Source organism: Sphaerotilus uruguayifluvii, from assembly GCF_013294065.1.
In the GTDB taxonomy this organism is placed as follows: domain Bacteria; phylum Pseudomonadota; class Gammaproteobacteria; order Burkholderiales; family Burkholderiaceae_C; genus Sphaerotilus; species Sphaerotilus uruguayifluvii.
The window spans coordinates 488,536-499,082 of the sequence record NZ_JABSNM010000001.1 but is presented as its reverse complement, the minus strand read 5'-3'; the positions used below and the strand labels follow the sequence as shown (position 1 = coordinate 499,082).

The 10,547-nt window shown below is 70.1% G+C and carries 9 protein-coding genes and 3 tRNA genes; 2 read left to right on the top strand and 10 right to left on the bottom strand.

Translation table 11 applies throughout. The features are described from left to right. The 9 genes from HNQ01_RS02240 to trpE form a co-directional block, all read right to left on the bottom strand. Nucleotides 1-116, bottom strand: a 116-nt coding sequence (locus tag HNQ01_RS02240) for a GTP-binding protein (RefSeq protein ID WP_217427379.1), incomplete at its 3' end; no start/stop codon positions are given. Between the two features lie 54 nt (nt 117-170). Beyond that, nucleotides 171-245 (bottom strand) — tRNA-Thr (locus HNQ01_RS02235). Nucleotides 246-333: 88 nt separating this feature from the next. Beyond that, nucleotides 334-407, bottom strand: a tRNA-Gly gene (locus HNQ01_RS02230). 55 nt (nt 408-462) lie between these two features. After that, nucleotides 463-548: transfer RNA gene (locus tag HNQ01_RS02225), tRNA-Tyr, on the bottom strand. 17 nt (nt 549-565) lie between these two features. After that, nucleotides 566-1,348: a uracil-DNA glycosylase gene (locus HNQ01_RS02220; protein ID WP_173803663.1), complete on the bottom strand. Its 783-nt coding sequence runs from the start codon at nt 1,346-1,348 to the stop codon at nt 566-568. Beyond that, complete coding sequence (gene trpC / locus HNQ01_RS02215) at nt 1,345-2,151, bottom strand: indole-3-glycerol phosphate synthase TrpC (protein WP_173803662.1); 807 nt, start codon at nt 2,149-2,151, stop codon at nt 1,345-1,347. Before trpC ends, HNQ01_RS02220 begins: the two co-directional genes overlap by 4 nt. Nucleotides 2,152-2,154: 3 nt before the next feature. Continuing rightward, a complete protein-coding gene (gene trpD / locus HNQ01_RS02210; RefSeq protein WP_173803661.1) occupies nt 2,155-3,186 on the bottom strand; it encodes an anthranilate phosphoribosyltransferase in 1,032 nt (343 codons plus the stop codon). A gap of 26 nt (nt 3,187-3,212) precedes the next feature. After that, a complete protein-coding gene (locus tag HNQ01_RS02205; protein ID WP_173803660.1) occupies nt 3,213-3,785 on the bottom strand; it encodes an anthranilate synthase component II in 573 nt (190 codons plus the stop codon). Between the two features lie 18 nt (nt 3,786-3,803). Next, nucleotides 3,804-5,291: an anthranilate synthase component I gene (trpE, locus tag HNQ01_RS02200; protein WP_173803659.1), complete on the bottom strand. Its 1,488-nt coding sequence runs from the start codon at nt 5,289-5,291 to the stop codon at nt 3,804-3,806. 421 nt (nt 5,292-5,712) lie between these two features. On the opposite strand from trpE, the gene HNQ01_RS02195 reads away from it, so the two are divergent. After that, nucleotides 5,713-6,993 carry a metallophosphoesterase gene (locus tag HNQ01_RS02195; protein ID WP_173803658.1) on the top strand — a complete coding sequence of 427 codons (1,281 nt, stop codon included), beginning with the start codon at nt 5,713-5,715 and terminating at the stop codon, nt 6,991-6,993. Between the two features lie 90 nt (nt 6,994-7,083). Here HNQ01_RS02195 and gph read toward each other — a convergent pair whose 3' ends face one another. Continuing rightward, nucleotides 7,084-7,743 (bottom strand): phosphoglycolate phosphatase, encoded by a 660-nt coding sequence (gene gph / locus HNQ01_RS02190; protein WP_173803657.1) that lies wholly within the window; start codon nt 7,741-7,743, stop codon nt 7,084-7,086. A gap of 270 nt (nt 7,744-8,013) precedes the next feature. Between gph and HNQ01_RS02185 the strand changes: the two genes are divergently transcribed. Then, nucleotides 8,014-10,536, top strand: a complete 2,523-nt coding sequence (locus HNQ01_RS02185) for a DEAD/DEAH box helicase family protein (protein ID WP_173803656.1) — start codon at nt 8,014-8,016, stop codon at nt 10,534-10,536. Nucleotides 10,537-10,547: the final 11 nt, after the last annotated feature.

Genomic DNA, 10,547 nt, shown 5'->3' with positions numbered 1-10,547 from the left:
TTCTTCGACAGAACGGTCGTGATCGCTGCCGTCAGGGTGGTCTTGCCATGGTCCACGTGACCGATGGTGCCGACGTTGACGTGCGGCTTGGTCCGTTCGAACTTTTCCTTAGCCATGATTTCGCGCTCCTGAGTGCGTTCAATACGACGAGTAAGACAGGCGGTATCGGGTGGTGCCCATGGCGCGGATCGAACGCGCGACCTCTCCCTTACCAAGGGAGTGCTCTACCACTGAGCCACATGGGCATCGACACAGGCTTGAGCGCATCACGCGCAAGCCCGTGTCGACACGATCGACACAACACCAAAGATGATTCGCCGCGACAACGACACCTGGAGCGGGAAACGGGAATCGAACCCGTGTCATCAGCTTGGAAGGCTGAGGTTCTACCATTGAACTACTCCCGCCCTGCCATGCGGATTCACTTCGAAGACCGAAGCAACCGCCTAGACGCGTTTCGCTTGGTGGAGGAGGCTGGATTCGAACCAGCGTAGGCGTAAGCCAACAGATTTACAGTCTGCCCCCTTTAGCCACTCGGGCACCCCTCCTGGGCGAGACATAAACTTTAGCAAAGGCTCATCTGCGACGCAAGCGTTTTGGGCAATTTTTTTGTTGAAGTCGCTTCGAGAGCCCAGTTCACCGCTTCGACGCCCTGCCCTTGCAGCCAGGCATTCGCCGCCGAGAACGGCCGGCTGCCGACGAAGGGCACCGGCGGACGCCGGGCCGACAACGGTGACGGATGGTTCGAGGCGATGACGTGGGTGTGGGTCCCGACGGCCTCGATCACCGGCAGGCGGGCCTGCGCATGCGCGCCCCACAGCAGGAAGACCTTGGGCTGCGGCGCCGCGGCCACCCGCGCGACGATCGCGTCCGTCAGCGCCTGCCAGCCCAGCTTCGCATGGCTGGCCGGACGGTCGCGCTCGACGGTCAGGCTGGTGTTGAGCAGCAGCACGCCCGCCTCGACCCAGGCGGAGAGACTGCCCGAGTCCGGCGCCGCCAGCCCCAGGTCGGTCTGCAGCTCCTGACGGATGTTGCGCAGGCTGGGCGGGATCTTCACCCCTTCGGCGACCGAGAAGGCCAGGCCCTCGGCCTCGCCGGGGCCGTGGTACGGGTCCTGGCCGAGAATGACGACCTTCACCTGCTGCGGCGCCAGACCCTGCAGCGCGCGCAGCGGCCGCGCCGGATAGACCTCCGTGCCGGCCGCGACGCGCGCATCGACCGCCTCGCACAGCCCTTGCCCGGCCGCGCCGGCCAGGAAGCCCTCGACGAGGCGACTCCAGCCTTCGGGCAGGCCTTGGCGCAGCGCCTCGGCCAGCGGAACGCGCAGGCGGTTGTCGGGCAGCGTCATGCCGCGAACAGCGCCGCCAGCGCCGCGCCAGGGTCGTCGGCGCGCATGAAGGCCTCGCCGACCAGGAAGGCGTTGACATCGGCGCCGCGCATGCGCACCACGTCCGCCGGCCCCAGGATGCCGGACTCGGTCACCAGCAGCCGGTCGGCCGGCACCTCGCCCAGCAGGCCCAGCGTGGTATCCAGCGTCACCGAGAAGCTGCGCAGGTCGCGGTTGTTGATGCCCAGCAGCGGCGTCTTCAGCTTCAGCGCGCGGTGCAGCTCGGCGCGGTCATGCACCTCGACCAGCACGCTCATGCCGTGCGCGAGCGCCACCGCCTCCAGGTCGGCCATCTGCGCGTCGTCCAGGCAGGCGGCGATCAGCAGGATGCAGTCCGCGCCCATCGCGCGCGCCTCGTGCACCTGGTACTCGTCGACCATGAAGTCCTTGCGCAGCACCGGCAGCGCACAGGCGGCGCGCGCCTGCTGCAGGTACTCGGTGCGGCCCTGGAAGTACTGCACGTCGGTCAGCACGCTCAGGCAGGCGGCGCCGTGGCGGGCGTAGCTGGCGGCGATCTCGGCCGGGCGGAAGTCGGCGCGGATCACGCCCTTGCTCGGGCTGGCCTTCTTGATCTCGGCGATCACCGCGGGCTGGCCGGCGGCGACCTTGGCGCGCAGCGCGGCCTCGAAGCCGCGCAGGTCGGCGGCGCGCGCCTCGGCCTCGGCGCGGACGGCGGCCAGGGATTTCGCGGCGCGGGCCGCGGCCACCTCCTCGTGCTTGGTGACGACGATGCGGGCGAGGATGTCGGGGGTGTTCGGGTTCATGGTTCAGGCAGCCAGTTGCTGGGCGCGGGAGACGAACTGCGTCAGGCGCTCGGCGGCGCGGCCGCTGGCCAGCGCCTCGCGGGCACGCTCGACGCCCTCGGCCATCGTCGCGGCGACGTTGGCGGCGTAGAGCGCCACGCCGGCGTTGAGCATGACGATGTCGCGCGCCGGGCCGGGCTGGTTGTCCAGCACCGCGCGCAGCAGCTCGCGCGACTGCTCGGGCGTGTCGACCTTCAGCGCGCGGTTGCTCGCCATCGTCAGGCCGAAGTCCTCGGGGTGGATCTCGTACTCGCGGATCTCGCCGTCGCGCAGCTCGCCGACCAGGGTGCCGGCGCCCAGCGAGACCTCGTCCATGCCGTCGCGGCCGTAGACCACCAGCGCGTGCTCGGCGCCCAGGCGCTGCAGCGCGCGCACCTGGATGCCGACCAGATCGGGGTGGAAGACGCCCATCAGGATGTTGGGCGCGTCGGCCGGGTTGGTCAGCGGCCCGAGGATGTTGAAGATCGTGCGCACGCCCAGCTCGCGGCGCACCGGCGCCACGTTCTTCATCGCCGGATGGTGGTTGGGCGCGAACATGAAGCCGATGCCGGTGTCCTGGATGCACTGCGCCACCGCCTGCGGCGAGAGCGTCATCGGCACGCCCAGCGCCTCGAGCACGTCGGCGCTGCCGGACTTGCTGGAGACGCTGCGCCCGCCGTGCTTGCTCACCCGCGCGCCGGCCGCCGCGGCCACGAACATCGTGCAGGTCGAGATGTTGAAGGTGTGCGAGCCGTCGCCGCCGGTGCCGACGATGTCGACCAGATGGGTGCGGTCGGCGACGTTGACCTTGACCGAGCATTCGCGCATGACCTGCGCGGCGGCCGTGATCTCGCCGATGGTCTCCTTCTTGACCCGCAGGCCGGTCAGCAGTGCGGCGGTCATGGTCGGCGACATCTCGCCGGCCATGATGCGCCGCATCAGCGTGAGCATCTCGTCGTGGAAGATCTCGCGGTGCTCGATGACGCGGGTCAGGGCTTCGGTGTTGGTGATGGACATGGCGCGGCTCCTGGCTCGGTGGGCGGTCAGCGGTTGGGCGTGTTGAGGAAGTTGCGCAGCATCGCGTGGCCGTGCTCGCTCAGGATGGACTCGGGGTGGAACTGCACGCCCTCCAGCGCGACCTCGCGGTGGCGCACGCCCATGATCTCGCCGTCGCCGCTGGTGGCGGTAACGACCAGCTCGGGCGGCAGCGTGGCGCGCTCGATCGCCAGCGAGTGGTAGCGGATCACGCGGAACTGCGCAGGCAGGTCGGCGAACACGCCCTGCTGATCGGTGGTGATGGTGTCGGCCTTGCCGTGCATCTGCACCTGCGCGCGGATGATGTTGCCGCCCAGCGCGGCGCCGATGCTCTGGTGCCCCAGGCACACGCCCAGGATCGGCAGCCGGCCCTTGAAGTGCCGGATCGCCTCGATGCAGATGCCGGCCTCCGCCGGCGAGCACGGGCCCGGCGACAGCACCAGGCGATCGGGCTTCATCGCCTCGATGTCGGCCAGGGAAATCTCGTCGTTGCGGTGCACCCGCACGTCCTCGCCCAGCTCGGCGAAGTACTGCACGAGGTTGAAGGTGAACGAGTCGTAGTTGTCGATCATCAGCAGCATGGCGTTCTCCTTCGTTCCTCAGAAACCTTCCTCGACCAGCTCGGCGGCGCGGATCACCGCGCGCATCTTCACCTCGGTCTCCTTCCACTCCATCTCGGGCACCGAGTCGGCGACCACGCCGGCACCGGCCTGCACGTAGAGCGTCTGGTCCTTGATGACGCCGGTGCGGATGGCGATGGCCACGTCCATGTCGCCGGCGAAGCTGAGATACCCGACCGCGCCGCCGTAGATGCCGCGCTCGCTGATCTCGAGCTGGTCGATGATCTCCATCGCGTGGATCTTGGGCGCGCCCGAGAGCGTGCCGGCGGGAAAGCTCGCGCGCAGCACGTCCAGGCTGCTCATGCCGTCCTTCAGCACGCCCTCGACGTTGCTGACGATGTGCATGACGTGCGAGTAGCGCTCGATGCCGAAGGCCTCGGTCACCTTGACGGTGCCGGTCTTGGCGATGCGGCCGATGTCGTTGCGCGCCAGGTCGATCAGCATCAGGTGCTCGGCGCGCTCCTTGGCGTCGGCGAGCAGGTCGCGCTCGTTCTGCTGGTCCTGCTCGGGCGTGGCGCCGCGCGGCTTGGTGCCGGCGATCGGGCGGATGGTGACGATCTTCTCCGCCCGGCCCTCCACCGTGCGCGCCTCCTGGCGCACCAGGATCTCGGGCGAGGAGCCGACGATGTGGAAGTCGCCCATGTCGTAGTAGTACATGTAGGGCGACGGGTTGAGCGAGCGCAGCGCGCGGTAGAGCGACAGCGGGTTCTCGGTGTAGCGCTTCTTCAGGCGCTGGCCGATGACGATCTGCATGCAGTCGCCGGCGGCGATGTATTCCTTGGCCTTGAGCACCGCGGCCTCGAAGTCGGCCTTGGCGTACTCGCGCTCGACCGGGTGCGAGGCGCCGCGCTTCACCTGCGGGGCGCTGACGCTGTAGCGCAGCTGGTCGGCCAGCTGCGACAGGCGCTTCTGGGCGCTGAAGTAGGCCTCGGGCGTGCGCGGGTCGGCGTAGACGATCAGGTACAGGCGCCCGGAGAGGTTGTCGATGACGGCCAGCTCCTCGGTCTGCAGCAGCTGGATCTCGGGCGTACCGATGCCGCCGGGCAGGCGGGTGTCGGCGAGCTTCTTCTCGATGTAGCGCACCGTGTCGTAGCCGAAGTAGCCCGCCAGCCCGCCGCAGAAGCGCGGCAGCCCGGGGCGCAGCGCCACCTTGAAGCGCTTCTGGTAGGCCTCGACGAAGTCGAGCGGGTTGCCCTCGTGGCGCTCGACGACCTTGCCGTCGGTGACGACCTCGGTGACGCCGTTCGATGCCCGCAGCAGCGTGCGCGCCGGCAGGCCGATGAAGGAATAGCGCCCGAAGCGCTCGCCGCCGACGACGGACTCCAGCAGGAAGCTGTAGGGCTTGCCGCCGGCCAGCTTCAGGTACAGGGACAGCGGTGTCTCGAGGTCGGCCAAGGCCTCGGACACGAGCGGGATGCGGTTGTAGCCCTGTTCGGCCAGGCTCTTGAATTCGAGTTCGGTGATCACGTGTGGCTCCGGCGGGGCCCGCCGGCATGCTCGCGTGTCAGGAACCAGTGCAGGACGCGCGTGCGTGCCGCGGGCCTGGTTGATGTCGATTCGCTGGTCGGGGGGCGCAGGCCGCACCGGGGGCGCGGCAGCAAGGTGTCAGCGGATCTGCTGCGGCCGACCCGTCACCGGGCGTGGGAGAGGCGGCCGCCTCCAGGCATCGCGGTCAGCGACGCCAGGGCCAGGCTCCCCGGTCTTGCGACCCGGCGGCGCGGCCGATGCTGTGTTTGCGCGTGGTGAACATGGTGGGGCGCAGTGTAGCAGCGCCGCCGGATGCGGTCAGCCTTCGCACGACGGGTTCCTGCCACACGCAGGTCACCGGGCATTCACATCATTTCAAGCGAAGCCCATCTTTCGACACACGATCACCGGATCCACCCACATGACCTGCCCGAAACTGCAGCCGCTCTGGCTGGCCCCGCTCACGCTCGCCCTGGCCGCCTGCGTCGGCGGCAGCGACGTCCCGCTCACCGACACCGCCCCCGCCAGCGCGCCGACCGCCACCGCGACCTCCGTCGCGGTGATCGGCGACCTGCCCTATGGCACCTCGCCGACCGACACGGCCGAGTTCAATGCCGCCCCGGCCTTCCTGAAGTCCATCGTGGCCGACACCAGCGTCTCGGCCCTGCTGCACGGCGGCGACATCCACTCGGGCAAGGAGTACTGCACCGAAAGCTACGACCGCTCGGTCGCGGCGATGCTCGACGCGCTGACGGTGCCGGTCGTCTACACGCCGGGCGACAACGAATGGACCGACTGCCACAAGAAGAAGGAAGGCGGCGGCACCTGGAACGCCACCAGCGGCAAGGTCGACTACGTGCTCGACAGCAGCGGCCGCCAGGTCAGCTACCAGGGCGGTGATCCGGCCGCCAACCTGGCGCTGGTGCGCTCCGTCTTCTTCCCGACCGCCGGGCGCACGCTCGGCAAGGCGATGACGGTGCACAGCCAGGCCAGCGAGCACGATGCGGCCTACCCGGACGATGCGGCCTTCGTCGAGAACGTCTGGTGGCTGCAGTCGAACGTGCTGTTCGTGACGCTGAACGTGCCCGGAGGCTCGAACAGCGACAACGACATCTGGTACGGCGCACCGACGATGAGCAGCGCGCAGGCGCGCGAGGTCAGCACGCGCACCGCCGCCACGCTGCGCTGGATCGACACCGCTTTCAGCCAGGCGCGCAGCGCCGGGGCCGCGGGCGTGGTGATCCTGCTGCAGGCCGACATGTGGGACCCGGACAACGCCGACCTGGCCGCCGGCCGCGCCCACATCGCGCAGTACAAGCCCTTCGTCGACGCGATCGCCGCGCGCACCGCCTCGTTCGGCAAGCCGGTGCTGCTGCTCAACGGCGACTCGCACACCTTCCGCTCCGACAACCCGCTGGCCCCGGGCGCGGGCTGCGTCAAGGAGCCGGTGGCGGCCGACGGCAGCACCTCGGGCGGCACCGCCGGCCCGTGCACCGACGTGGCCGGCCAGAACGCCTACGGCAGCGATGCCTACCTGAACCAGCCCGGCGGCTACAGCGTGCCGAACTTCCACCGCGTCGTCTTCCACGGCAGCACGATGCCGATGGAATGGCTCAAGCTGACGATCGACCCGAACGCCAGCGCGCCGAACGGCGCCTATGCCTTCGGACCGTTCAGCTGGCAGCGCGTCATCGTCAAGTGACGGCGGGACGGCTCGGGTCTTCTCCAGCCCCGACTTGACGCCGAAGGCGAAGACGCGCGAACAGGGCGTCGCCCGCCCGTCTTCAGCCTGTCAGCCGATCTCGTCGATCCGGTCGAACCAGCCGTCGGCCGGCACCTCGCGCACCGGCTCGCCGTGGTTGTAGCCGTAGCTCAGCAGCACCACCGGGCAGCCGGCGCCGCGCGCGGCCTCGGCATCGTTGCGCGAGTCGCCGATCATCAGCGTGCGCGCCGGGTCGGTGCCCAGCGCGCGGCAGGTCTCGACCAACGGCATCGGATCGGGCTTCTTGCGCGCGAAGCTGTCGCCGCCGAACGTCAGCTCGAAGAAGCCGTCCAGCCCCTTGGCCGCCAGCAGCGGCCGGGCGAAGCCAAGCGGCTTGTTCGTCAGGCAGGCCAGCCGCAGGCCGGCAGCGCGCAGCCGCGTCAGGCCCTCGACCACGCCCGCATAGACATCGGAATGCTGGCCGTTGATCGCCAGGTAATGGCGCTGGTAGGCCGTCCAGGCGGCGTCGTAGAGCGCCGCGTCGCCGCCGACCTGCGCCAGCGTCGAGCGCAGCAGGTGCTCGCTGCCCTTGCCGACGGTGCGCTCGACGAAGGCGCGGTCCACGCCAGGCAGCGCCAGCTCCGCCAGCGTCAGGTTCAGCGCGACGACGAAGTCGCCCTGGGTGTCGACCATCGTGCCGTCGAGATCGACGATGGCGGCCTGGAGATCGGAGAACGGCGGCAGGGGCATGGCGGGGCGGGCGGATGCAGAGCAGGTTGAACGGTCAGCCCCGGATTGTCGGGCCTGGCGCCCTGCCCGCTCGTGGGTGCCCGCCTGCGCGGGCATGACGGGAGAGAGGTTGCGCCCGCCTGCCGTCACCCTCCCCCCCTTCCGTCACCCTCACGCGCCCTTCCATCACCCTCGCGCCCCATGCCGTCACCCTCGCGCAGGCGAGGGCCCACGCAGGACCCGCGGGCAGAGTGGAAAATCCGAGCCTCAGGGGAAAAGAAGGACTCGACGATGACGACACAGTCGAACGAGGCGGAAACACGCCTGTGGCTGATTGATCCGGTTCTGCGCAGCAAGGGCTACGACGAGCGCTGGAAGATGCGCCTGGAGACACCCGCTCCGGTCGAGCTGGCGACCGACGACCTGAAGGGCCGGCGCCGCTCCGGCAAGGGCCGCACCGACTATCTGCTGTGCATCCACCCGCCCGGCCTGCCCGAGCCGCTGCCGGTGGGCGTGATCGAGGCCAAGGACGAGCACGCCGACCCGCTCAAGGGCATGCAGCAGGCCAAGGGCTACTACGCCGGCACGGCGCAGCGCCACGCGGTGCGCTATCTGTTCTCGACCAACGGGCACCGCTATGCCGAGTTCGACCGGGTGACGCAGCAGCCGGGCGACGCGGTACGGCCGCTGAGCGAGTTCCCGACCCATGCCGAGCTGACGGCGCGCTATGTGCGCGACAGCGGCGTGGACCTGAGCCGGCCGGCGGCGGCGATGCTGTTCCAGGCCGACAGCCGCGCCTATGACCGGCCGCGCTACTACCAGAGCGCCGCCATCAGGGCGGTCTTCGAGAAGGTCTTGCGCTGCCAGCAGGAGGGGCAGCCGCCGCGCGCCTTGCTGAGCCTGGCGACCGGCGCGGGCAAGACGGTGATTGCGGCGAACCTGCTGTGGCGGCTGCACGAGGCGGGGCAGCTCGCCAAGCCGGCGCTGTTCCTGTGCGACCGCGACGAGCTGCGCGAGCAGGCGCTGGACAAGATCGGCCGGGCGTTTCCGGGCGGCAGCGTGCGCGCGGTGCGCCCCGAGGCGGGCGGGCTCAACGCGGCGCGCAACGCCCGCGTCCACATCGCCACCTACCAGACGCTGGGCATCGACGGCGAGCCGGGCGAGGACGGTGCGCCCGGCGCCGACAGCTTCCTGAGCCGGCACTACGGCGAGAACGCCTTTTCGGTCATCGTCATCGACGAGTGCCACCGCTCGGCCTGGGGGCGCTGGTCGGCGGTGCTTCAGCGCAATCCGCAGGCGATCCAGATCGGCCTGACCGCCACGCCGCGCCAGTTGCGTGCGCCGCGCCGGCACGGGCCGCTGGCGCCGGACATCGAGGCGGCGGCCGCCGAGGACGAGCGCATCAGCGCCAACAACATCGCCTACTTCGGCGAGCCGGTCTATGCCTACACGCTGATCCAGGCGCAGGAGGACGGCTATCTGGCCGCCTGCGAGATCGTGCGGCTGAAACCCTCGATCGACGGGCGCACCTTCACCCGCGAAGAGATCGAGACGCTCGGCGCCATCGACGCGCGCACCGGCGCGGCGATTCCGGCCGAGGAGCTGAAGCCCGCATACGGCGCGCGCCAGTTCGACGACGACCTGATCCTGCCCGAGCGCATCGAGGCGATGTGCGCCGACCTGTTCGCGCGGCTGTGCGCCAGCGGCGGGCCGGAGCAGAAGGTCATCATCTTCTGTACCCGCGACCTGCACGCCGACCGGGTGGCCCTGCAGATGCAGCGGCTGTACGTCGACTGGTGCGCGCAGCAGGGGCGCCGGCCCAAGGACAGCTATGCCTTCAAGTGCACCGCCAGCGGCGGCGCGGAGCTGCTCGGGCCGATGCGCAGCTCGGGCGAGCGCTGCTTCATCGCCTGCACGGTCGATCTGCTGGCGACCGGCGTGGACATCGAGCGGCTCAACGCGGTGGTGTTCTTCCGCTCGCTGGCCTCGGGCATCCTGTTCTATCAGATGGTCGGGCGCGGCACGCGGCTGGACGAGCCGACGCGCAAGTTCAAGTTCTGGCTCTACGACTACACCGGGGTCACGGATCTGTTCGGGACCGAGTTCCTGACGGTGGATCGCAACGGGCGCAAGACGCTGGGCGGGGACGGTGGCGGCGACGGCGGCGGCGGCCCGGCGGGCGGTGGCGCGGGCGATGTGGGCACGGGTGATGGCGATCGGCGGCCGCCGCCGGTGGTGCCGGAGCTGGTGACGGGCGAGGCGGTGGGGGTCGAACTGGTCGGGCGCTTCATCCTGCAGTCGCGCGAGGTGGACGGCGTGCGGCGCGACGTGGCGGTGCCGCTGGAGGAGTACCGGCGCGGCATGGTGGCGCGGGTGCTGGAGGAGGCGGCGACGCTGGCCGATTTCCGTGGGCTGTGGGTGGAGGCGAAGCGGCGCCGGGCGCTGGTGGAGCACCTGCTCGGGGCACACTACTCGCCCGAGGCGGTGCGCGAGCTGGTGCAGATGGACGACTTCGACACCTTCGACCTGTTCGCCCGCTACGGCTACGAGGCCCCGGCGCTGCGCCGACGCGAGCGCGCCGACGCCTTCCTGGCGCAGCAGTCGCCGTGGCTGGCGGCGCAGCCGGACAAGACCGCCATCGTCCTGCGCGGCTTCGCGCACCAGTTCGCCGCCGGCGGCACCGAGGCGCTGGAGTCGCCCGAGTTCTGGCGCGTGCCCGAGATCGCCCGCGCGGGCGGGCTCAAGGCGCTGGCGGGGCTGGGCAAGGGGGTGGAGGTGGTGAAGGACGTGAAGATGAGGTTGTTTCGCGCCTGATGAATTCAGAA

Bases quoted from the DNA above. Each gene is read 5' to 3' on its own strand.
- HNQ01_RS02220 (WP_173803663.1), bottom strand. From the start codon at position 1,348: ATGACGCTGCCCGACAACCGCCTGCGCGTTCCGCTGGCCGAGGCGCTG.
- trpC (WP_173803662.1), bottom strand. From the start codon at position 2,151: ATGAACCCGAACACCCCCGACATCCTCGCCCGCATCGTCGTCACCAAG.
- trpD (WP_173803661.1), bottom strand. From the start codon at position 3,186: ATGTCCATCACCAACACCGAAGCCCTGACCCGCGTCATCGAGCACCGC.
- HNQ01_RS02205 (WP_173803660.1), bottom strand. From the start codon at position 3,785: ATGCTGCTGATGATCGACAACTACGACTCGTTCACCTTCAACCTCGTG.
- HNQ01_RS02195 (WP_173803658.1), top strand. From the start codon at position 5,713: ATGACCTGCCCGAAACTGCAGCCGCTCTGGCTGGCCCCGCTCACGCTC.
- gph (WP_173803657.1), bottom strand. From the start codon at position 7,743: ATGCCCCTGCCGCCGTTCTCCGATCTCCAGGCCGCCATCGTCGATCTC.
- HNQ01_RS02185 (WP_173803656.1), top strand. From the start codon at position 8,014: ATGACGACACAGTCGAACGAGGCGGAAACACGCCTGTGGCTGATTGAT.